Raw genomic sequence first — 23,220 nt, 5'->3', positions numbered from 1 at the left:
GTGAGCTTATGAATTTTCCTCGTTTATTGATTGTTTCTTTGGCAATTTCGACTGTTGTATTTCAGTCTGGTTGCGCCACGCGTTCGACACCTGCGCCAGTTGTTGATCGTTCTGGTGGTAAGGGTGCCAGCCTCGAACCAGTTCAAGCAGGGTTTTATCGCATCAAACGTGGCGATACCTTATTGAGAATTGCCTTGGATCATGGTCAATCACACCGTGATATTGCAGAGTGGAACAACATTGCTGACATGAATCAAATTGAAGTTGATCAAGTCATTCGTGTGGCGCCATCTGCCAAAGCCATGACTTCTAAAGTAGAAGTGAAGCAAGAAAAGCCTAGTGCCGCTAAAGATGTTGTCAAGCCATCAGACAAAATGAAAGATGAGAAGCTTGCCAAGAACGAAGCCAAGGCAGATAAGTCAAATAACGAGCCTGCAGCTGATGCTGGCATCAAGCTTTCTTGGCCATCAAAAGGCAATGTCATCGATCGCTTTGATGAAGGCAAAAACAAAGGTATTGGCATTTCAGGCAAGTCAGGCGACCCGATTCAAGCTGCTGCAGATGGCAAAGTTGTTTATGCCGGTAACAGTTTGAGAGGCTACGGCAATTTATTGATTGTGAAGCATGACAACACTTATTTAACTGCCTATGCTCATAACAAAACCCTTCTTGTAAAAGAAGGTGACACCGTGAAGAAGGCTCAAAAAATTGCTGAGATGGGCAATACCGATGCTGATCAAGTGAAATTACATTTTGAAGTTCGCAAGCACGGCAAGCCTGTTGATCCAATGTCTTATCTTCCTTGAGTATGACCAAATCATTAGACTCAGATAACAGCTCATTCAATGACTTTTCTGAGCTAACTGATTTAAACAGTCAAGAGCTGGACGCGGATGAATTAAAAGAAGTTTTAGCCGCCGAATTGTCTGCGGACCTCGTGCAACGCTATTTGCAGCAAATCTCTAGCAAGCCTTTATTTACTCCCGAAGAAGAGCTCAAGGTGGCTACTCAGGCCAAGGCCGGTGATTTTTTAGCTAGACAAGCCATGATTGAGCATAACTTGCGTTTGGTGGTGAGCATTGCCAAAACGTATATGCACCGCGGTTTACCTTTACCTGATTTGATTGAGGAGGGTAATTTAGGGCTGATGCACGCTTTAGATAAGTTTGAGCCACAACGAGGCTTTAGATTTTCAACATACGCCACCTGGTGGATCAGGCAAAGTGTCGAAAAAGCTTTGATGAATCAGGTTAGGACTGTTCGTCTGCCGGTTCATGTCATTCGAGAAATCAATCAAGTACTAAGAGCCACCCGTTTTTTAGAGCAAGCTTTGGGGGCTGAAGGCAGAGCACCAGACCTTGAAGACATTGCCAGTTTGACGGGTAAATCAGTCGAAGATGTTGCGGATGCTCTGGCATTAGCTGAGCACACCACTTCTTTGGACGCTCCTCGAGATTTGGATCCGGGGTCTAGTTTGCTTGATTTTATTTCTGATGACCGCAGTGCAGCCCCTGATCAAGAAGTAGAGAAATCTCAACTCGAAGAGATGTTGAGAAATTGGCTTAAAAATTTAAAAGAAGATCAGCGCATGGTCATCATCAGACGTTATGGGCTGGATAATCAAGAGCCAGCGACTTTAGAAGGTCTTGCGAAAGAGTTGGGTTTATCCAAAGAGCGCATTCGTCAAATTCAGCAAGAATCTTTGATTAAACTCAAGAAACATTTATCGAGTCATGGCTTGGACAAGGGCTCGGTACTTGATGATTGATTTATCTATCTAACCAATAAAAAGAAAGATATTTTTCATGGCAGGCGTATTAGTTTTTGATATTGAAACCATTCCAGATGCTGCTGGCATCCGCCGTTTGGAAAATATTCCTGATTCCGTCTCGGATGAAGAGGTGGTGAATCAGGCGCTGGCTCTTCGAAAAGAAAAGACCGGCGGTGAATTCATGCCATTGCACTTGCATAAAGTGGTGGCGATTTCTTGTGTCATTCGCCGCACCACCAAAGATGGTGCACCTCAATTCAAGGTGGGCAGTCTTGGCGATGCTGGCAGCTCTGAAAAAGAAATCATCCAAGCCTTCTTCGATTTGATTGAAAAATACACACCTCAACTGGTTTCTTGGAACGGTAGTGGCTTTGACTTACCTGTGTTGCATTACCGCGCTCTATTGAATGGCGTGGTTTCTTCTAGGTATTGGGAGATGGGCGAGAGCGGCGATAGCGATAGCAGGGACTTTAAGTGGAATAACTACATCAGTCGCTATCACATGCGCCACATTGATTTGATGGATTTGCTGGCAAAGTTTTCTGGCCGTGCCAACGCACCTCTAGACGCTTTGGCGAAGCTCTGTGGTTTCCCTGGAAAGATGGGCATGGATGGTGGCCAGGTTTGGCAGGGATTTTTAGATGGCAAGATCAAAGAAATTCGCGATTATTGTGAAACTGATGTTGTGAATACTTATTTGGTCTATTGTCGTTTTCAAAGAATGCGTGGCGGTGTTTCTCCTGAGGAATACAACGAGGAGATTCAGTTTGTTAAAAATGAATTACTCAAAGAGTCTAAAACTCCCAATGGCGCTTTTTGGCAAGAGTACTTGAATAACTTTTCTACAGATTCAAAAGACAGCCTGTGACCAGAGTCATTGTTGAATCCTTGAACCTTGAAGCGCAAGGTGTTGCCAGACCATTGGATGAAAATGGCGCGCCTGGTAAGGTCGTGTTCATTGATGGAGCTTTGCCCAGAGAAGATGTTGAATTTCAATCTTATAAAGTAAAAAGTAAATTTGAGTTAGCCAAGCTCACCCATATTTATAAAACCTCATCAAGTCGTGTCATACCAAAGTGCCCCTCTTTTAATGAGTGCGGTGGTTGTTCGATGCAGCATTTGGATGCCAGAGCACAACTGGCGATGAAGCAAAGAGTTCTAGAAGATAACTTGAAGTATTTGGGTCGCGTGCGCCCAGAAGTTATTTTGCGACCGATATCTGGCCCCACTTGGGAGTATCGCTATCGTGGCCGTTTATCGATATTCAAGATTCCTAAAGGCCGAGTGCTGGTCGGCTTTCATCAGAAAAAAGGCAGTCGCATCACTGACATGTTGTCTTGCGATATTTTGCCGATTCATGTATCCAATTTATTACCTCGTTGGCGAGAGCTGATTGCTCAGCTATCAATTCCTGGAGACTTGGCGCAACTTGAGTTTGCGATTGGTGAAGGTAAGAGGCCGGGTTCTTTAACAACTGCTTTTGTTCTAAGGCACCTAGAACCATTGAGTGCTGAAGATCAGCAAATGCTAATTACTTTTGCGCAAATCCACGACATTGATATGTGGTTGCAACCAGCCGGCCTTGACAGTGCTCATCCACTGCATCCTGCAGATAGTTATCTTTGCTATAGGCTTCCAGAGTTTGATATTGAAATGCCCTTCAAGCCAACTGACTTCACTCAGGTGAATCATCAAGTGAACAGGGTGCTGGTCAGTAAAGCAATTCAATTGCTCGACCCTCAAGCACAAGAGAGAGTAATTGATTTATTTTGTGGCATTGGTAATTTCACATTACCCCTGGCCAGAAGAGCGGCTGAAGTTTTTGGTATTGAAGGTAGTGATGAGTTAACAAAACGAGCCAAAGAAAATGCCATCCACAATCATTTAGGTGAGCGAGTTAACTTTGCTTGTAGTAATTTATTTGAGGTGACTCCGGAAGTTATTGAGTCATGGGGTAAGGCTGATAAATGGTTGATTGATCCACCGCGAGACGGCGCAATGGCTTTGGCTACAGCACTGGCCATGATGGCTAATTCAGAAAATGCTGAAGTAAAAGATTATTTGCCTAAGAGGATTGTTTACGTTTCTTGTAATCCTGCCACTTTGGCCAGAGATGTCGGCATTTTGGTCGGGCAGGCAGGTTATCGATTGAAAGCGGCTGGTGTGATCAATATGTTCCCGCATACTTCTCACATTGAATCGATCGCTGTTTTTGAGCGTTAACTTGTTTGTTACAAATAACAAGTTATAAAAAAAGGCCAGCATTGCTGGCCTTTTCATTTGGTCGGGTGGGTTACTCGCGGTCACCACCAAAAATGCCCAACAACGCTAGCAAGTTGCTAAATACGTTGTAAACACTTAGGTAGATACTCAAAGTTGCCACCACATAGTTTGTCTCCCCACCATTGATCACGCGCTGAACATCCACCAAGATGAATGCTGAGAAGATCGCAATCGCTACCACGCTGATTGTGAGCATCAAAGCAGGCATTTGAAGCCAAATGTTAGCCACTGAAGCAAGAATCAACAAAATCACGCCAATGAACAACCATTTGCCAAGACCTTGTGACAAGTCTTTCTTGACGGTACCAGCCAAGCTTGCCATACCAGCAAAAATCACGGCTGTGCCACCAAAGGCTGTCATGATCAAGCTTGCGCCGTTGCTAAATCCTAGGATTGAGCCAATCAAGCGTGAGAGCATCAGACCCATGAAGAATGTAAAGCCTAGCAATAGAACGACGCCTAGACCAGAGTCTTTGTTCTTTTCAATTGCCCAGAAAAAACCGAATGCGATCGCAAAAAACGCGATCAAGCCAATAAAAGGGCTTCCAGCAAAGAGTGAAAATCCTGTCGCAACACCAATCCATGCGCCTAATACTGTAGGCACCATTGATAACGCTAAAAGTGCGTAGGTGTTACGTAACACCCGGTTGCGGACCTGAACGCTGGATGTAGCGCCGCTATTTCCAAAACCATAAGTGTTTAAATCGCTCATTGATACTCCTTTATGTATAAACATGACTCGTCCACCACTGGACTCGTGCAATAAGTATAGCCATTTCCCATGAAATTCAAGGGGGAATTCGATTGTTGATAGAGGAATAGGGGTGTTTTTGTGCTTTTTTGCTGTTTCAGCCCTATTTGTGCCACATGATTTCAGGACTTTTCCTTAAAAATCAACGCTTTTAGCTAATTCCCCTTCGGGAATTCCCTCATGAACACTGTATAATTTGGGGTTTTTAATCTATCTATCAATGGAGTTTATTCATGGCAATTGAGCGCACCCTATCTATTATCAAACCTGATGCAGTAGCGAAAAACGTTATTGGTCAAATTTACGCTCGTTTTGAGTCTGCTGGCTTGAAAGTTGTTGCTGCCAAGATGGCCCATCTTTCACGTCAAGAAGCTGAGCAGTTCTATGGTGTTCACAAAGAGCGTCCTTTCTTCAAAGACTTGGTTGATTTCATGATTTCAGGCCCAGTGATGATTCAAGCATTGCAAGGTGAAAACGCGATTGCTAAGAACCGTGAATTGATGGGTGCAACAGATCCTAAGAAGGCTGACAAAGGTACGATTCGTGCTGACTTTGCAGACAGCATTGATGCTAACGCGGTACACGGTTCAGACGCTCCTGAAACAGCTGCGGTTGAAATTGCATTTTTCTTCCCAGGCATGCAAGTTTTCTCACGTTAATTCATCCCATTGATTGACTCACGCATCAACTTACTGAACTTTGATCCTGAGGGAATGAGCGATTACATCGCGTCCCTCCAGGAGAAACCGTTTCGTGCTCAACAGTTGATGCGCTGGGTTCATCAGCGCGGTGAGGCTGATATTGCTCAAATGAGCGACTTGGCCAAAACCTTCAGAGCCACGCTCGCTGAAAAAGCTTGCGTTTCAGCTCTCCCAGTTATCAGCGATCAGCAAGCATCAGATGGCACCCGTAAATGGTTGCTAGACGTTGCTGATGGCAATGCAGTTGAAATGGTTTACATCCCTGAGGATGATCGAGGAACCTTGTGCATCTCTTCTCAGGCAGGCTGTGCGGTGAACTGTAGTTTTTGCTCTACAGGCAAGCAGGGCTTCTCAAGAAATCTCACACTCGGTGAAATCATTGGTCAGTTATGGATGGCCGAGCACACTTTGCGCAAAGAACCTGGCGCAATCAAACGGATTGATAGTTACGACGGTACGCCACTGGATGAACACGAAGGCCGGGTTATCTCCAACGTGGTGATGATGGGCATGGGCGAGCCTTTGCTCAACTATGAACCCGTGGTTGGTGCGATGCGTCTGATGTTAAGTGATAACGCTTATGGTTTATCTCGTCGCCGCGTGACTTTATCAACATCAGGTGTTGTTCCCATGATGGATCGATTGGCGAATGACTTGCCCGTGGCGCTGGCTGTTTCATTGCATGCGCCCAACGACGCACTGCGTGATGAGTTGGTGCCTATCAATAAAAAATATCCGTTAAAAGAACTGATGGCAGCTTGTATGCGCTACTTGCCATTTGCCCCGCGAGATTTTTTAACATTTGAATATTGCATGTTGGATGGTGTGAATGATTCTGATCAACATGCAAAAGAGTTGGTTGAGTTGCTCAAGAAGATTCCTTGCAAATTGAATTTGATTCCATTCAATCCTTTCCCTGATTCTGGCTTGAAGAAATCAAGTCCTGCACGAGTGCAAGATTTTGCCAAGCGCCTCATGGATGCTGGAATCATCACCACTGTGCGTAAAACGCGCGGTGACGATATTGCTGCGGCCTGCGGTCAATTGGCTGGCGATGTCAAAGACCGTACCAATGTAAAACAAAGAATGCAGGTGGTTAAGTTTGATAAGGGAGTCACTCGCTCATGAGTTCGAATCCGACTTCACCAATAAAAAGAAGAGTTAGTCAGCAGTCAATCATTGAATGGGCTGGTCAAGTTGTGACGGTGGGTGGGGATGCGCCTGTGCGTGTTCAATCAATGACGAATACCGACACTGCTGATGTTATTGCCACCGCGATTCAGGTGAAAGAGTTGGCCAGAGCTGGCTCTGAAATTGTTCGTATCACTGTCGATACTCCAGCAGCGGCTGCAGCTGTTCCTGCTATTCGTGAGCAACTCGACAAAATGGATGTTTATGTTCCGTTAGTGGGTGACTTTCATTACAACGGTCATACACTTTTAAAAGATTACCCTGACTGTGCGCAAGCTTTGTCAAAGTACCGAATCAATCCAGGTAATGTGGGGCAAGGTGCTAAGCGAGATGTGCAGTTCTCACAAATGATTGAAATGGCTTGTCAATACAACAAGCCGATCCGCATTGGAGTGAACTGGGGCAGTCTTGATCAAGACTTGTTGGCAAAGCTGTTGGATCAAAATGCGGCTAGTGCAACGCCTAAAGAGTTGAACCAAGTGATGGCTGAGGCTTTGATTCAGTCTGCTTTGCAATCTGCGCAAAGAGCCCAAGAATTAGGTTTACCAAGTAATCAAATCACTTTGTCTTGTAAGGTGAGCAATGTCCAGGATTTAATTTCTGTCTACCGAGACCTTGCTGTGCGCTGTGACTATCCATTGCATTTAGGTCTCACTGAGGCAGGTATTGGTAGCAAAGGAATCGTGGCTTCAACCGCTGCTCTTTCAGTGTTGTTACAAGAAGGCATTGGTGACACGATTCGCATTTCTTTAACGCCTGAGCCAGGAGCGCCTAGAGAGAATGAAGTGATTGTGGCTCAAGAGATTTTGCAAACGATGGGCTTGCGTCATTTCACGCCGATGGTGATTGCTTGCCCAGGGTGTGGCCGCACCACCAGTACTTATTTCCAAGAATTAGCCTCACGTATTCAATCGTACCTACGCCATCAAATGCCGATCTGGAAGAAAAATCATCCGGGTGTTGAGTCCATGAACGTGGCGGTGATGGGTTGTATCGTTAATGGCCCGGGCGAGAGTAAGCACGCCAACATCGGAATTTCATTGCCTGGTACTGGAGAGTCTCCAGCAGCCCCTGTGTTTGTTGATGGCGTCAAAGTTAAAACTTTGCGTGGTGACAAGATTGCGGAAGAGTTTCAATTGATTGTTGATGAATATGTCAAAAATACATATCAGAACAAAGTGAGTGGATAAGCATATGAGCCAAGAAAATAATCAAGAAAAAGGCCAAGAAAAACAAGTGAGCCAGAATAAACAAAACAAAATCACTGGTGTGCGTGGCATGAATGACATGCTTCCAGCCGAAGCACCACTCTGGGCTCATTTAGAGCAGTCCATCCAGAGTTTGGTGAGAGCTTATGGTTATCAACAAATTCGCACACCCATCGTTGAGCAAACAGCTCTCTTTAAACGTGGCATTGGTGAAGTCACTGACATTGTTGAAAAAGAAATGTACTCCTTTGAAGATGGTCTCAATGGTGAGCAGTTAACCCTTAGACCCGAAGGAACCGCGGCGGCTGTGCGAGCTGTGATTGAGCACAACATGCTTTATGAAGGTCCTAAGCGTCTTTGGTACACGGGCCCGATGTTCAGGCATGAGCGTCCACAGCGTGGCCGTTACAGACAGTTTCATCAGTTAGGAATCGAAGCCCTTGGTTTTACTGGTCCTGATATTGATGCTGAAATTATTTTGATGTGCCAGCGCTTATGGGATGACTTAGGTCTTTCAGGCATTAAGCTTGAGTTGAATTCTCTTGGACAGGCCAGTGAGCGTGCAGCGCACCGCGATGCTTTGGTTGAACATTTTAAAAAGCATGAATCTGAGCTCGATGAAGATTCAAAGCGACGCTTGGTTTCAAATCCGTTGCGCATTCTTGATAGCAAGAATCCTGCGATGAAAGCAATCGTTGAGTCAGCTCCGCAAATCTTGAATTATTTGGGTGAGGAATCTCTCAAGCATTTTGAGGGTGTGCAAAAGTTACTAAAAGCGAATAATTTACCGTTCAAGATTAATCCTCGTTTGGTCCGAGGTTTGGATTACTACAACTTGACTGTCTTTGAGTGGGTCACCACCGAGTTGGGTTCGCAAGGAACTGTGGCAGGTGGCGGTCGCTATGATCCCTTGATTGCTCAAATGGGTGGTAAAGCTGCTCCTGCATGTGGCTGGGCCATGGGCATGGAGCGCGTGATTGAATTAATGAAAGAGCAGGGCTTGACCAGTGATTTAGAAGCAGGATGCGATATCTATGTATTGCACCAGGCTGGTGAAACATTGGAACCAGCTTTTATCATGGCTGAACGTCTGCGCAGTGCTGGTCTAGAGGTCATCTTGCACTGCTCCCCAGATGGTGAGGCTGCGAGCTTTAAATCACAAATGAAAAAAGCAGATGCCAGCGGTGCTGCATATGCGATTATTATTGGACCTGATGAGTTGGCCGCCAATCAAGTTCAGTTAAAAGATTTGCGTCGCGATGGGCAACAAATCACGGTCTCAATGGATAATTTGGTTGATGAAGTCATCAATCAATTAGTCAGTACTTCAGAATAAGAGAGTAACTATGCATTTCAATCTAGAAGAACAAGAACAATTAGCCGAGTTAAAGGCTTGGTGGAAGCAATACGGCAAGTGGTTAATTGCAATACTCATCCTTATTTTGCTGACTTACACCTCATTCACAGCTTGGAATTGGTGGCAAAACCGGTCTTCTCTTGCTGCAAGCAAGCTTTACGACACTTTATTGGTCTCTGCTCAAAAGCAAGATGTGCCAGGAGTCCTAAGAGCTACCAAAGATTTACAAGATCAATATTCTTCAACCAGTTACGCCGGCATGGCTGGATTGGTTGCGGCTCAAATCGCTAATAGTTCAGGCGATATGGGTGCTGCTGAGCAACAGTTGCGTTGGACCATGTCTAAAGCTTCTTCAGATGCTCACCGTGATGTTGCCAGAGCGCGCTTGGTTTCTTTATTGATTGATAAGCCTGATTTTGCTGATGCTGAAAAAGTGGCCAGTGCGTCGGTATCAAAAGCTTTTGAGCCATTGTTGCTTGAGAGACGTGGTGATGTTCAGTTGGCTCAACAGAAAACGGTTGAAGCCCGTCAGTTTTATCAGCAAGCTTGGGACAAGTTGGCCAAGAACCCTGATACTGCAGATGAAGCAAAACGTTTATTGAAAGTTAAATTAGATGCTGTCGGAGGTCGTTAATGACTAAATCTTTATCTAAACTTGTATGGGCTTTTTTAGCCATCAGTTTTTTGGCCTCATGCTCTAGTGTTAAAAAGCGTGAGCCTGCTTCACTGACCAAAGTTGATGACAAAATTTCTGTTGCCTCTGTTTGGTCTGCAAGCGTTGGTAAATCTGATACGTTTGTGATGCGACCTGTTTTGGCTGGAGATTATTTGTATACCTCCGCTGGCAATGGCACTATTTCAAAGATTGAAGTTTTGACTGGTAAAGCTGCATGGCAGGTAAAAGCACCTTCAGATATTTCATCTGGTCCTGGCAGTGATGGCAATGTAGTTGTGGTTGGTTCTACTAAGGGCCTTGTATACGCCTATGACTCAACTGGTCAAAAAATTTGGGAAGAAAAAGTTGGTAGCGAAGTTTTAACCGAGCCGCTCGTATTGAGTGGTGTTGCGGTGATTCGTACCATTGATAATCGCTTCATTGGCTTGGATGCAAAAACAGGTAAGCGTCGCTGGTCTTATGTGCGCCCTCAAACAGCATTAGCACTCAGAAATAGTTTCCCTATGGTCCCAGTGGCGGCTGATGCATTTGTGACTGGTTTTTCTGGTGGCAAGATCGGTGTGATCGGTTTGTCTTCAGGTAGTCTTTTATGGGAAGCCTCTTTGTCTTATCCGAAGGGCTTCTCAGAGATCGAGCGCATGACGGATGTTTCAGCTAGACCAACTGTGTTGGGTCGTCGCATATGCGCAGTGGCCTTTCAGGGAAGAATCGCTTGTGGAGATATGAACACTGGCAATTTAACTTGGGCTAAAGATTTCTCAAGTCATACAGGCACTGCTCAATCACAAGAACTAGTTTTTGCTGCTGACGAAAAGTCTCATGTTGTTGCATACAGAGCCGCTGATGGTGTTGAAGTTTGGCGTAATGAGACCATGACTTGGCGTGATGTTGGTGAGCCTTTAGCAGTTGGCCGTGTGGTGGCGATGGGTGACAAGCAAGGTTACCTTCATTTCTTGGAACAAAGCAGTGGTCAGGCAATAGCCAGAGTAAGAGTGGATAGCAGTGGCATCAGTGCAGCTCCTATTGTTGCTAATGGATTGTTGATCATTCAAACTCGCGGCGGCACTTTATCTGCCTATCGCCCTAATTAAAAACAGATCTGTCTGAGTTGGGCTTTGATTAAAAATCAATCCTGACTCACTCAGAGACTTAAAGAACTTATGAAACCAGTTATTGCCATTGTTGGCAGACCAAACGTTGGTAAATCAACACTATTTAATCGCTTGACGCGTTCGCGTGATGCATTGGTAGCTGATTTTTCTGGCTTAACTCGAGATCGACATTACGGTAATGGTCGTGTGGGTGAGCGTGAGTTCATTTGTATCGACACTGGTGGTTTTGAGCCAGTTGCTAAGACAGGTATCTTAGCAGAGATGGCCAAACAAACCAAGCAAGCAGTGGTTGAAGCCGATGTGGTGATTTTTTTGGTGGATGCTCGTTTGGGTATGGCACCTCAAGACCGAGTCATTGCAGACTTTTTACGCAAGACGGGTCGCCCAGTCATTTTGGCGGTCAATAAAGCTGAGGGCATGGCTCACGCCACAGTCACAGCAGATTTCTATGAATTAGGTTTGGGCGAGCCTGTGGCTATTTCATCAGCGCATGGTGATGGTGTTCGCTACATGATTGACGATGCACTGGATGAATTGGGTTTGCCTGATGAGCCTGAAGAAGATGATCGAACTGATAAGCCGATGCGGATTGCCGTGGTGGGTCGACCAAACGTTGGTAAATCCACATTCATCAATACCTTGATTGGTGAAGAGCGTGTGATTGCATTTGATATGCCCGGTACAACCCGAGATGCGATTGATGTTCCGTTTACCCGCAACGGTAAACCTTACGTGATGATCGATACGGCTGGTCTTCGCAAACGCGGCAAAGTATTTGAAGCAATCGAAAAATTCTCAGTGGTTAAAACTTTGCAGGCGATTGCTGATGCCAATGTGGTGATTTTGATGTTGGATGCTCAACAAGATATTTCTGAGCAAGATGCTCATATCGCTGGCTTTATTGTTGATGCAGGCAGAGCATTGGTGTTGGCAGTGAATAAGTGGGATGGCATGGATGATTATCAAAAAGAACGTGCCAGAACAGACATTGCTAGAAAACTGCGTTTCTTAGACTTTGCCAACGTTCACCCAATTTCAGCCATCAAAGGTTTCGGTATCAAAGAATTGTTCAAAGACGTGGATGCTGCGTACGGGGCTGCGATGTCTAAATTGCCGACTCCAAAGCTGACCCGTATTTTGGAAGAAGCGGTTGAATTTCAGCAACCCAAGCGTGTTGGCATGTCTCGTCCGAAGATGCGCTATGCGCACCAAGGTGGTTCAAACCCTCCGATTGTGGTGATTCACGGTAATGCCTTAAGTGGTGTGACTGACAGCTATCGCCGTTATCTGGAAGGTCGCTTCAGGGAAGCCTTCAAGTTGCGCGGCACCCCTTTGAGGCTTGAGTTCAGAACCGGTCAAAACCCTTTTGTTGACTCGGATAAAGGTAAGAAAAAGAAGTGAAAAACACTTTTTATATAGCTTAGTTAAACTAAGGGCTAATCAACTAATAACCACGATTAACTGAGACTAGATTTTTAGAGTAAGACTCCAAACAACCAATAAGAAAGAAGGAGCAGGCATGAACAATAATAAAGGCCAACTTTTGCAAGACCCATTTTTAAACGCGCTGCGCAAAGAGCACATTCCCGTTTCTATTTACTTGGTAAATGGTATTAAATTGCAGGGAAATGTTGAATCATTTGACCAGTACGTCATCCTTTTGCGAAACACTGTGACTCAAATGGTATACAAACATGCCATTTCAACAGTGGTTCCTGCTAGAGCTGTGGAGTTCCGTGCGGATGAGGGCACTCCAGACGCTTAACTCCTTATGCAAGCAGTTAAAGCAGCCCTCATTGGGATAGATCCAGGCGGTAAACCTGACTTTGCAGACAGTATGGCGGAGTTGGGCCTGCTTGCATCCAGTGCAGGATCACAGCCTGTCATGACCATGATTGCCAAGCGCGCAAAACCAGACCCAGCCCTTTACATGGGTTCGGGCAAAGCCACAGAATTAAGAGAGCAAATGGAGGCCAATGAAGTTGAGTTGGCGATTTTCAATCACGCTCTTTCACCAGTTCAGCAGCGTAATTTAGAGCGTCATTTGCAATGCCATGTGATCGATCGAACTGGTTTGATCTTAGATATTTTTGCGCAAAGAGCTAAGAGTCATGTGGGTAAGACTCAGGTGCAGCTGGCCAATGTTCGTTATCAAGTTTCAAGACTGGTCAAGGCTTGGAGTCACTTGGAGCGCCAAAAGGGTGGTATTGGTATGCGCGGTGGCCCTGGTGAGACCCAGATGGAATTAGACCGAAGGATGCTTGAAAACAAAGCCAAGCGCTTACAAGCTGAATTGGAGAAATTGCAAAAGCAACAGGCCACTCAGCGACGCTCAAGAGAAAAGGGCGGTGTTTTTTCAGTTTCTTTGGTTGGATATACCAATGCTGGTAAATCAACTTTGTTCAATGCTTTGACCAAGGCCGGCACATATGCCGCAGACCAATTGTTCGCAACATTGGATACCACCTCAAGAAGGGTCTATTTGCCCGAGATTGGCAATGCGGTGATTTCTGATACGGTTGGGTTTATTCGTGATCTGCCCCATCAGTTGGTGGAGGCTTTCAGGGCTACTTTGGATGAAACTGTCAGGGCTGATTTGTTGCTCCACGTGGTCGATGCATCGAGCTTTGATCGCGAGCAACAAATGATTGAAGTCGATAAGGTTTTGACTGAAATTGGTGCCAACGAAACCCCTCAGCTGATTGTGGTTAATAAAATTGATCAAGTCCCTGCTTTAATGGAGCGAGGACCCGTTATTCGCTATGACAGAAGTGGCAAGGTGGCAGCCATTTATATATCTGCAAAAGAGGGTATTGGCCTAGATTTGATGCGTCAAACATTGGCTGATTTCGCAAGGAACACTGATAGAATGAAGGCTCCTGTAGATGAGGTTCCTTCAGTAGCAGAATTAAGTTCACAGGCCCCAGTTAAACGCTGGGAATCGTTAGATGTTTTTCATACTCGTACAGGAATGTATTCTCCCTTCGATGCGTAAATTACTACAAATATTCTCTGTTAATGATCCCGGTTGGGGCAATAACCATCAGTCAGGCCCAGATCGTGGCCGTGATGAAAAGGACGCGACACCTCCTCGTCAGGAGGAGAGACCTCGTCAACCTCAAAAACAAGATGGCCCACCAGATTTAGATCAATTGTGGACAGACTTTAATAATCGTTTGAATAATTTATTCAAAGGTAAAGGCCAAGGCGGCGGTAATAATCAGCCACCATCATCCAAAGGTACTGGCGGTGACGGCATGAAGTCAGGTATTGGCGCTGGAGTTGTGGTGTTGGTTGCTGTGGTGGTTTGGGTATTCAGTGGCTTTTTCATGATTCAAGAAGGTCAAACTGGTGTGGTTTTACATTTCGGTAAATACAGTCACACCACGCGCCCTGGTATTAACTGGCGCATGCCTTGGCCGGTTCAAACTCATGAAGTGGTGAACCTGTCATCTATTCGTTCAGTTGAAGTGGGTAGAGCAAATCTAATCAAAGCATCAAATCTCAAAGACTCTTCAATGTTGACTGAAGACGAAAACATCATTGATGTGAAATTTGCTGTGCAATATCGTTTAAAAGATGCGTCTGAGTATTTGTTCAATAACAAAGACCCAGATGCTGCCGTTGTTCAGTCTGCTGAAACTGCCGTGCGTGAGATTGTCGGTAAGAGCAAGATGGACAATGTCTTGTATGAGAATCGCGAAAAGCTCGCGATTGATTTGAATGCATCTATCCAGAAAATTCTAGATAGTTACAAGGCTGGTATTTTTATCACCAGCGTGACTGTTCAAAACGTACAGCCGCCTGAGCAAGTTCAGGCAGCATTTGATGACGCTGTAAAAGCTGGTCAAGACCGTGAGCGTTTGAAAAATGAAGGTCAGGCTTATGCGAATGACATTATTCCGAAGGCTCGTGGTGCCGCTGATCGTTTGATGCAAGAAGCTGAGGGTTATAAAGCCAAAGTGACTGCAACGGCAGAGGGTGACGCTACACGTTTCAAGTTGATTCAAGTTGAATACGCCAGAGCTCCACAGGTGACTCGTGAGCGTATGTACATCGACGCGATGCAAGAAATTTATAACAACGTGACCAAGGTCATGGTGGATCAACGTTCAAGCAATGGTAGCTTGCTGTACTTGCCGCTTGATAAGTTGATTCAGCAAGTAGGACCGAATACTGCACCGTTACCGTTGCAGACTTCAAACACCATGGCAAATACACCTGCTAATACTTCATCTCCTAACCCTAACTCACCAATTGTGAATCCTCCCGCAGCTCCTGCTGGAAGAGATACCTCTGGTTTGCGTAGTCGTGAACGATAGGAGATCAATAAAATGATGAATCGAATTTTCCCAATTATTGCTGGTCTCTTTATTTTAATCGGCCTCTTGTCATCAACCATTTTTGTTGTTGACCAACGTCAGTACGCAGCAGTGTTTGCTTTTGGTGAACTAAAGCGCGTGGTTGAAGAACCTGGTTTGCAATTCAAGTTGCCGCCGCCATTCCAAAGCGTACAATTTTTTGAGCGCCGCATCTTGACCATTGACACGCCGGATGCTGAGCGTTTCATCACGGCTGAAAAGAAAAACCTATTGGTTGATTCTTTTGTGAAGTGGCGCATTGTTGAGCCGCGTAAATTCTTCATTAGTTTCAGAGGTGATGAGCGCATGGCTCAAGATCGTTTGAATCAGTTGGTCAAATCAGCTTTGAACGAAGAATTCACCAAGCGCACTGTTCGTGAATTGATTTCTGAGCAGCGCGAGCAAGTGATGCAAAACATTCGTAAGAAAGTGGCTGAAGAAGCTGCTGATATTGGTATTGAAATTGTGGATGTGCGTTTAAAGAGAATCGATTTGTTGGCGGAAATCAGTGAATCAGTTTTCCGTCGAATGGAAGCAGAGCGCAAGCGTGTTGCTAACGAATTGCGTTCAACTGGTTCTGCTGAGTCTGAAAAAATCAGAGCTGATGCCGAGCGTCAACGTGACATTATTTTGTCTAAAGCTTACCGTGATGCTCAAAAAATCAAGGGTCAAGGCGACGCACGAGCCACCGCGCTTTATGGTGAAGCATTTAACCGTGACCCTCAATTTGCCCAGTTTTATAGAAGTCTTGAGGCTTACCGCAGCAGCTTTAAAACCAAGCAGGACTTGATGGTCATGGATCCAAGTTCTGAGTTTTTGAAATTCATGAAGAGCAGCAGACCGCAGTCTTCAAATTCTAATGCGGTGGCCAAATAATGAATCGTTGGTTATTGCCTGAAAACATCGCTGATATCTTGCCTTCTGAGGCAAGAAAGATTGAAGATTTACGTCGTATTCTTTTAGACCGTTTCCAGGCCTACGGCTATGAATTGGTCATGCCTCCGATGTTGGAGTACTTGGATTCATTGTTGACTGGTTCAGGTCAGGACCTAAATTTGAAAACCTTTAAATTGGTTGATCAGATTTCAGGCAGAACCTTGGGTTTGCGTGCAGATATGACCCCGCAGGTTGCCCGAATCGACGCACATCTCCTCAACCGCCAAGGCGTTACTCGTCTTTGCTACGCCGGATCGATTCTTCACACCCGAGCAGCTGCTGGCTCAAGTTCTAGAGAGCAGTTGCAGTTAGGCGCAGAGATCTATGGTCACGCTGGTTGGGAAGCCGATCTTGAGATTCAGGCTTTATTAAATGACGTCCTTAATTTGAGTCAGGTTGGTGAAATCACCCTAGACATGTCTCACGCTGGCCTTTTGACCGCTATTTTGGGTGATTTTTCACCTAAGTCAGAGTCTTTAGATGCTCTTTACTCTGCTTTGCAGACCAAAGACTTGCCGGGTTTGAATCTAGTTCTTCAAGAATGGCCATCTGAGGTTAAATCAGCTGTTTTGGCTTTGGCTAATTTAAGTGGTTCACCGAAAAAGGTCTTGGAGCTGGCTCGTCAAAATTTACCTAAAACTGCTGCAGTTAAAGCAGCTTTGGATGAGTTAGAGCGTCTTTGCTCAGCTGTTGCAGATTTGCCAAATAGCCCACAATTGAATTTGGACCTCTCAGATTTGAAGGGTTACCAGTATCACAGCGGGGTGATGTTTGCCGCCTATGTTGAAGGTTTACCAGTCGCGATTGCTCGTGGCGGTCGTTATGACATGGTGGGCAAGGCATTTGGTCGCTCACGTCCAGCCACAGGTTTTTCATTAGATATCATGACGTTAGCTCGTATTTCTAAGAAGGACTCTAGAAAAACTGCGATTTTAGCTCCCTGGTCCAATGATCAAACATTGAGCCAAGAGATCGCTCAATTACGCTCACAAGGTCAAGTTGTGATCCAGTTACTGCCTGGTCATGAACAAGATGGGGATGAGTTTCATTGCGATCGAGAGTTAGTGAATCAAAAAGGTGCTTGGGTCGTTAAGACAAGAGCGTAAAATGCTCGTTTGCACAATTTCTAATTAATTTTTTCTTGGTTCCTATGTCTGCACAGAAATCTAGCGGTAAATCCGGTCGTAACGTTGTTGTGATTGGCACCCAATGGGGTGATGAGGGTAAAGGTAAGATTGTTGACTGGTTAACAGACCATGCTGAAGGTGTGGTTCGCTTCCAAGGTGGTCACAACGCTGGTCACACGCTGATCATCAATGGCCAAAAGACCATTTTGCGTTTAATTCCATCTGGAATCATGCGCCCAGGCGTGACTTGCTACATCGGTAACGGTGTGGTTTTGTCTCCTGAAGCTCTCTTTAAAGAAATTGGTGAGCTTGAAGCTGCTGGCGTTGATGTGCGTTCACGCTTGAAGATTTCTGAAGCAACCACCTTGATTTTGCCGTACCACGTTGCCATTGATCATGCGCGCGAAGCTAAGCGCGGTAATGCAAAGATTGGTACAACCGGTCGTGGCATTGGTCCAGCTTATGAAGATAAAGTGGCGCGTCGCGCTCTCAGGGTTCAAGATTTGTTCTTCCCTGAATCTTTTGCTGAGAAACTAAAAGAAAACCTCGAATATCATAATTTTGTATTAACTCAGTACTTCAAGGCGCCTGCTTTGGACTTTGCTGAAGTTAGAGACAGCATGTTGAGCTACGCTGATCAGTTGCGCCCATTGGTGGCTGATGTTTCAAGCGACTTGGATGCGGTTCAAAAAGCCGGTAAAAACTTGCTATTCGAAGGTGCGCAGGGCGCATTGTTAGATATCGACCACGGTACTTACCCATTTGTGACATCTTCAAACTGTGTGGCTGGTAACGCCGCTGCTGGTTCAGGCGTTGGTCCAGGCAGTTTGCATTATGTGCTTGGCATTACCAAAGCTTATTGCACTCGCGTAGGATCAGGTCCTTTCCCAAGCGAACTATATGATCACGCCAATCCTAAGGCTCAAGACCCAATTGGTTTGCGTTTGGCTGAAGTTGGTAAAGAGTTTGGCTCTGTGACTGGCCGTCCACGTAGAACTGGTTGGTTAGACGCTGCAGCCTTGAAGCGTTCTATTCAGATCAGTGGTGTGACAGGTCTTTGCATGACCAAGTTAGACGTTTTAGACGGTCTAAAAGAGTTGCGCCTGTGCGTAGGTTACAAGCTAGATGGCAAGACTTTGGACGTTCTGCCACGAGGCTCTGATGCGGTCGCTAGATGTGAGCCAATTTATGAGACTTTCCCTGGTTGGTCTGAGACAACCGTGGGTATCCAAAAGTGGGATGAGTTACCAAAAGCAGCTCAAACTTACCTCAAGAGAGTTGAAGAAGTGGCCTGCGTTCCTATTGCCATGGTTTCAACCGGTCCAGACCGGAATGAAACGATCTTGCTTCAACACCCCTTTGAGGCTTGATCAACCATCGGTATCCAGACAAAACGGCGCTCAAAGCGCCGTTTTTCTTTGTTGACAGAAGAATTTCTATGATAGTTTTGATAAATTATTATGAATTGACACATTCTTATAAGACAATGGGGTATGACTAAAAAAAGTACTAAAGGGACATTGGCTCTATCTGAGTCAAAAGCAAAAAATCTCCCAGAAAAGCAAGGCACGGTGCAAGGTCACCGAGACGGATTTGGATTTGTTATTCCTGATGATGGCGGTGAAGATATCTTTTTAAATGAGCGCGAGATGTCGCGTGTGATGCATCACGACAAAGTGATCGTCAGAGTTTCTGGGCTAGATCGACGTGGTCGCCCTGAAGGCCAAATCAGTGAAGTGCTCATGCATGCCAATCAATTTGTGATTGGCCGTTTATTGAATGAAAACGGCGTTTTAATTTGTGCGCCTGAAGATAAAAGAATTGGTCACGACATTCTGATTCCACCTAAAGGGCAGGGTAACGCCAAATTAGGTCAAGTGGTTTCTGTTGAGATCATCGATTACCCAGACAGTTATCGTCAAGCAGTGGGTCGAGTGGTTGAGGTCCTCGGTGAGATTGATGATCCTGGGATGGAAATCGAAATCGCTGTGCGCAAGTACGGTGTGCCACATTTATTTTCTCCTGCAGCTGCCAAAGAAGCTGAGGCACTGCCTGATGAAATAAGAGATGAGGATCTCGAGGGTCGCATTGACCTACGTGATATTCCTCTGGTGACGATTGACGGTGAAGATGCTCGTGACTTTGATGATGCGGTTTATTGTGAGCCAGTCACTTGGGGCAAAGAAAAAGCATGGCGCTTGATTGTTGCAATCGCCGACGTTTCTCACTATGTCAAACCAGGCCATCCTCTAGACACCGATGCCATCAGTCGTGCCACCTCTGTTTATTTTCCGCGCAGAGTCATACCGATGCTGCCAGAAAAAATATCCAATGGTCTTTGTTCTCTAAAACCTGAAGTTGATCGCTTGTGCATGGTCTGTGATGCGGTGATTGACGTTCATGGTGAGGTACAGGCTTATCAGTTCTATCCAGCGGTGATGCATTCAGCGCAGCGCTTCACTTACAACACTGTCTGGGAAATTTTAAGTAATTCAAATGGCCCAGAGGCTGCAAGATTCAAACACCTAAAAAAGAATCTTGATCGTCTTTACAGTCTTTATAAAGTTTTGCGTGCTGCACGTGACAAACGTGGTGCGATTGATTTTGAAACGACTGAAACCCAAATCATCAGTAATGCCTTGGGTAAGATTGAGCGTATTGAGCCAAGGGTTCGCAATGAAGCTCATCGAATCATTGAAGAGTGTATGTTGTCAGCCAACGTCTGTGCTGCAGACTTCTTAGATAAGAACGGACACGCCGCATTGTTCCGTGTTCACGCTGAACCTTCCGTTGAAAAGTTATTAACTCTGAAGCAAGTATTGAGAACGGCTGGATTAAATTTAGGTGGCTCGGATAAACCAAGACCCAAAGACTTTGCCAAATTGATTGAAGAGATCAAACCTAGACCTGATGCAAGCATGCTTCAATCTGTGGTGTTGAGATCAATGCAACAAGCGGTGTACCAACCTGATAACTATGGGCACTTTGGTTTGGCGTACCCAGCCTATGCTCACTTCACCAGCCCAATTCGCCGCTACCCAGACTTGTTAGTTCATCGCGCCATCAAAGCTATTTTGGCGAAGAAAACTTATTCACCAAGCATTCCGTCAGATGTGGTCTTGAACTTGGCCATGCCTAAGAGCGGCCCTGGTCGAGTCAATGCAGCGAATGCCAAGAAGTCTCACGAAGAAGGCAAATTAAAGCCAGCGGCTAAAACAGCCCGAGGTTCTAAAGCCAAGCAAGAGGCATCAACTGCCATGGCAGCTTGGGCTCAATTAGGTGTTCATTGCTCTTCAAATGAGCGTCGTGCGGATGAAGCTTCACGAGATGTTGAGGCATGGTTGAAGTGTTACTACATGCGCGACCATCTTGGTCAGGAGTACGCTGGTACGATCACAGGTGTTGCAACATTTGGTTTATTCGTGCAATTAGAAAGCCTCTTCGTTGAAGGCATGATTCATATCAGCGAGCTTGGTGGCGACTACTACCAATACGATGAAGCCAGACAAGAGTTGCGTGGCGAACGCACAGGTATTCGTTACAGATTAACTGATCGCGTTCATGTTTTGGTCAGCCGAGTTGACTTAGATGCCAGAAGAATCGAGTTCAGCTTGGTCAAGCCAAACAGTGATCGAAATGGTGTTGCTGGCGTTGGAGCCAGTGATCGTTTCTCACAAGTTGATCAAGGTCGAGGTAATAAATCTAGCCGACACCCTGGTGCAAAAAAATCTTCAGGAAGATCTCACTCTAGTTCAAGAGCTAATCCCAACTCAAGTGCAACTCAGGCAGGTGTGAGAGGCTCTCGCGGAGCCTCTGCTGAATCTTCTGGTGGTTTATCATCACCACCCGCTAAGTCAGCAGGTGCAGCGAAAAAGAAAACCACTGCAGCCAAGGCTGGTAAAAAACCAAAAAAAGCAAGTAATGCCAAATCAAAAGGGCATGAGCTAAGTATTCGTAAAGGCCGTCGTTAATGTCAGATAGAGATTCAAAAAAAGACCAATCGCCAAGGCAGCAAGGTGGCGATGGTAAGCAAATGATTTTAGGTTTTCATGCCGTGATAGCAAGACTGCGTCAAGACCCTGAGTCATTGAGAACAGTTTATGTTGATCCTGCAAGACGTGATCGCAGGATGCAAGATTTCATTAAATCGGCTGAACCGATTTTAGGAAGACGCTTGCACCAAGCTGATACAGAACGTTTAAGAACCCTGGCCGGTAATGATCGTCATCAAGGTGTGGTGGCTTTTGCAGACACGATTTCTAAAGTTCAAACTTTGGATGAGCTATTGGACGCTCTGAGTGGCCCAGCACTTTTATTGATTTTGGATGGCGTGACTGATCCTCATAATCTTGGAGCATGTCTTCGAGTGGCGGATGGTGCAGGTGTTGATGCTGTGATCGTGCCTAAAGATCGCTCAGCACATTTGAATGCTACCGTGAGTAAAGTGGCCAGTGGTGCTGCTGAGACCATGCCTTTGATTGCTGTGACCAATTTGGCCAGAACCATGCGCGAGCTTCAAGAGGCGGGCGTATGGCTGATTGGAACAGATGATCAGACTGAAAAAACGCTCTATGACATGGATTTCACAGGCCCAGTGGCTTTGGTGATGGGTGCTGAAGGTGAAGGCATGCGAAGACTGACCAGAGAAACTTGTGATGCCCTTGTCAAAATACCGATGATGGGTGGCGTAGAAAGTTTGAACGTTTCTGTTGCCAGCGGCGTCGCTTTGTATGAGGCTCGCCGACAGAGAATGCTTAAAGCCTAAAAGCCAATCTCTTAACTGGCGAGTACCTTTTCTAATTTTTCAATATCAGCGCAGAATAAACGGATGCCTTCAGATAGTTTTTCTGTGGCCATGGCGTCTTGATTCAATTGGTAGCGGAATGATGCTTCATCAGCCTTGATGACATTTAATTGCAGGGCTTTAGCAGCTTCTTTAGCAGCCTGAAGCGTCAATGCAGGAGTCAGTGATGCAGAGTTGGCTTGTAATTCAGCGAGCAGTTCTGGGCTGATGGTCAATAAATCACAACCGGCTAAATGAGTGATTTGACCAATATTTCTGAAGCTTGCACCCATGACTTCAGTCGGGATATCAAAGCTCTTGTAGTAGTTGTAGATACTCTTCACAGACACAACGCCTGGATCATTGGCGCCCCCATGAACTTCATCCTGCCACTGCGCACCTAAAGACTTTTTGTGCCAATCAGTGATGCGTCCAACAAAGGGAGAAATTAGCTGAGCTTTTGCATCGGCGCAGGCCACTGCCTGAATCAAGCTAAACAAGAGGGTCATATTGCAAGCGATACCTTCGGCTTGAAGAGTTTTTGCGGCTTGTATACCTTCCCAAGTACTGGCTATTTTGATGAGCACTCGTTTTTTAGAAATGCCATTGGCCTCATAGGCTGCGATGATTTCTCGGGCCTTTTTAACCGTAGCTGCTGTATCAAACGACAAACGTGCGTCCACTTCAGTGGAGACGCGGCCCGGAACGATTTTTAATATTTCAATACCAAAAGCGACCAGTAGGGCATCGATCACTTTATCAACTGGTTTGCCTTTGTTTTTAGCTTTGACATCGGCGATCAAAGATTGATAGCTTGGAAGTTGGGCTGCTTTTAGAATCAGCGATGGGTTGGTGGTGGCGTCTTGAGGCAAAAAAGCTTGCATGCGCTCAAAGTCACCCGTATCTGCAACCACGGTCGTATATTGTTTTAATTGTTCAAGTAATGTGCTCATGGTCTTATTT

Annotated in this window: 21 protein-coding genes; 19 read left to right on the top strand and 2 right to left on the bottom strand. The window is 45.6% G+C overall.

Translation table 11 applies throughout. The features are described from left to right. Positions 1-8 precede the first annotated feature (8 nt). Genes ICE88_RS00610 through rlmD form a run of 4 tightly spaced genes read left to right on the top strand, consistent with a single transcriptional unit; the run spans position 9 to position 3,994 of the window. Entirely contained in the window at positions 9-806 is a 798-nt protein-coding gene (locus tag ICE88_RS00610) for a peptidoglycan DD-metalloendopeptidase family protein (RefSeq protein WP_216248397.1), read from the top strand. 2 nt (positions 807-808) lie between these two features. Next, positions 809-1,768: an RNA polymerase sigma factor RpoS gene (gene rpoS / locus ICE88_RS00605; RefSeq protein WP_216248396.1), complete on the top strand. Its 960-nt coding sequence runs from the start codon at positions 809-811 to the stop codon at positions 1,766-1,768. A 37-nt stretch (positions 1,769-1,805) separates the two neighbouring features. Continuing rightward, positions 1,806-2,639, top strand: a complete 834-nt coding sequence (locus ICE88_RS00600; RefSeq protein ID WP_216248395.1) for a 3'-5' exonuclease — start codon at positions 1,806-1,808, stop codon at positions 2,637-2,639. After that, positions 2,636-3,994 carry a 23S rRNA (uracil(1939)-C(5))-methyltransferase RlmD gene (gene rlmD / locus ICE88_RS00595; RefSeq protein ID WP_216248394.1) on the top strand — a complete coding sequence of 453 codons (1,359 nt, stop codon included), beginning with the start codon at positions 2,636-2,638 and terminating at the stop codon, positions 3,992-3,994. The genes ICE88_RS00600 and rlmD overlap by 4 nt, the downstream gene beginning before the upstream one ends. 70 nt (positions 3,995-4,064) lie before the next feature. Here the strand turns inward: rlmD and ICE88_RS00590 are convergent, their stop codons facing one another. Then, positions 4,065-4,766 carry a Bax inhibitor-1 family protein gene (locus ICE88_RS00590; protein WP_215291681.1) on the bottom strand — a complete coding sequence of 234 codons (702 nt, stop codon included), beginning with the start codon at positions 4,764-4,766 and terminating at the stop codon, positions 4,065-4,067. A 272-nt stretch (positions 4,767-5,038) separates the two neighbouring features. On the opposite strand from ICE88_RS00590, the gene ndk reads away from it, so the two are divergent. The 15 genes from ndk (at position 5,039) to rlmB (ending at position 22,239) form a co-directional block, all read left to right on the top strand. Beyond that, complete coding sequence (gene ndk, locus ICE88_RS00585; RefSeq protein ID WP_089516575.1) at positions 5,039-5,464, top strand: nucleoside-diphosphate kinase; 426 nt, start codon at positions 5,039-5,041, stop codon at positions 5,462-5,464. Between the two features lie 12 nt (positions 5,465-5,476). Further along, positions 5,477-6,634 (top strand): 23S rRNA (adenine(2503)-C(2))-methyltransferase RlmN, encoded by a 1,158-nt coding sequence (gene rlmN / locus ICE88_RS00580; RefSeq protein WP_216251676.1) that lies wholly within the window; start codon positions 5,477-5,479, stop codon positions 6,632-6,634. Then, positions 6,631-7,887, top strand: coding sequence for a flavodoxin-dependent (E)-4-hydroxy-3-methylbut-2-enyl-diphosphate synthase (gene ispG, locus ICE88_RS00575; RefSeq protein WP_216248393.1), 1,257 nt, complete (start codon positions 6,631-6,633; stop codon positions 7,885-7,887). Before rlmN ends, ispG begins: the two co-directional genes overlap by 4 nt. An 88-nt stretch (positions 7,888-7,975) precedes the next feature. Beyond that, a complete protein-coding gene (gene hisS, locus ICE88_RS00570; RefSeq protein ID WP_255535282.1) occupies positions 7,976-9,241 on the top strand; it encodes a histidine--tRNA ligase in 1,266 nt (421 codons plus the stop codon). A gap of 10 nt (positions 9,242-9,251) precedes the next feature. Next, the gene (locus ICE88_RS00565; RefSeq protein WP_216248390.1) at positions 9,252-9,896 is read left to right on the top strand and encodes a tetratricopeptide repeat protein; all 645 of its coding nucleotides are present in this window, start codon (positions 9,252-9,254) and stop codon (positions 9,894-9,896) included. Beyond that, positions 9,896-11,029: an outer membrane protein assembly factor BamB gene (bamB, locus tag ICE88_RS00560; protein WP_216248389.1), complete on the top strand. Its 1,134-nt coding sequence runs from the start codon at positions 9,896-9,898 to the stop codon at positions 11,027-11,029. The genes ICE88_RS00565 and bamB overlap by 1 nt, the downstream gene beginning before the upstream one ends. Positions 11,030-11,098: 69 nt before the next feature. Beyond that, entirely contained in the window at positions 11,099-12,451 is a 1,353-nt protein-coding gene (gene der, locus ICE88_RS00555; RefSeq protein WP_216248387.1) for a ribosome biogenesis GTPase Der, read from the top strand. Between the two features lie 118 nt (positions 12,452-12,569). Beyond that, a complete protein-coding gene (gene hfq, locus ICE88_RS00550) occupies positions 12,570-12,815 on the top strand; it encodes an RNA chaperone Hfq (RefSeq protein WP_215291693.1) in 246 nt (81 codons plus the stop codon). A gap of 6 nt (positions 12,816-12,821) precedes the next feature. Continuing rightward, on the top strand, positions 12,822-14,045 hold the full coding sequence (gene hflX, locus ICE88_RS00545; RefSeq protein WP_216248385.1) for a GTPase HflX: 1,224 nt from the start codon (positions 12,822-12,824) through the stop codon (positions 14,043-14,045). Continuing rightward, the gene (gene hflK, locus ICE88_RS00540) at positions 14,038-15,372 is read left to right on the top strand and encodes an FtsH protease activity modulator HflK (RefSeq protein ID WP_255535143.1); all 1,335 of its coding nucleotides are present in this window, start codon (positions 14,038-14,040) and stop codon (positions 15,370-15,372) included. Before hflX ends, hflK begins: the two co-directional genes overlap by 8 nt. A gap of 15 nt (positions 15,373-15,387) precedes the next feature. Continuing rightward, entirely contained in the window at positions 15,388-16,287 is a 900-nt protein-coding gene (hflC, locus tag ICE88_RS00535; RefSeq protein ID WP_216248381.1) for a protease modulator HflC, read from the top strand. Continuing rightward, positions 16,287-17,453, top strand: coding sequence for an ATP phosphoribosyltransferase regulatory subunit (locus ICE88_RS00530; protein WP_216248379.1), 1,167 nt, complete (start codon positions 16,287-16,289; stop codon positions 17,451-17,453). The genes hflC and ICE88_RS00530 overlap by 1 nt, the downstream gene beginning before the upstream one ends. 44 nt (positions 17,454-17,497) lie before the next feature. Then, positions 17,498-18,844 carry an adenylosuccinate synthase gene (locus ICE88_RS00525; RefSeq protein ID WP_216248378.1) on the top strand — a complete coding sequence of 449 codons (1,347 nt, stop codon included), beginning with the start codon at positions 17,498-17,500 and terminating at the stop codon, positions 18,842-18,844. A gap of 123 nt (positions 18,845-18,967) precedes the next feature. Beyond that, complete coding sequence (rnr, locus tag ICE88_RS00520) at positions 18,968-21,445, top strand: ribonuclease R (RefSeq protein ID WP_216248376.1); 2,478 nt, start codon at positions 18,968-18,970, stop codon at positions 21,443-21,445. A gap of 62 nt (positions 21,446-21,507) precedes the next feature. Next, on the top strand, positions 21,508-22,239 hold the full coding sequence (gene rlmB / locus ICE88_RS00515; RefSeq protein WP_370624440.1) for a 23S rRNA (guanosine(2251)-2'-O)-methyltransferase RlmB: 732 nt from the start codon (positions 21,508-21,510) through the stop codon (positions 22,237-22,239). Between the two features lie 11 nt (positions 22,240-22,250). On the opposite strand, the gene tal is transcribed toward rlmB, so the two are convergent. Continuing rightward, on the bottom strand, positions 22,251-23,210 hold the full coding sequence (tal, locus tag ICE88_RS00510; RefSeq protein WP_216248371.1) for a transaldolase: 960 nt from the start codon (positions 23,208-23,210) through the stop codon (positions 22,251-22,253). Positions 23,211-23,220: the final 10 nt, after the last annotated feature.

The sequence above is a fragment of the Polynucleobacter sp. AM-26B4 genome (assembly GCF_018882285.1).
In the GTDB taxonomy this organism is placed as follows: domain Bacteria; phylum Pseudomonadota; class Gammaproteobacteria; order Burkholderiales; family Burkholderiaceae; genus Polynucleobacter.
This window is presented reverse-complemented; position numbering and strand designations above follow the sequence as displayed.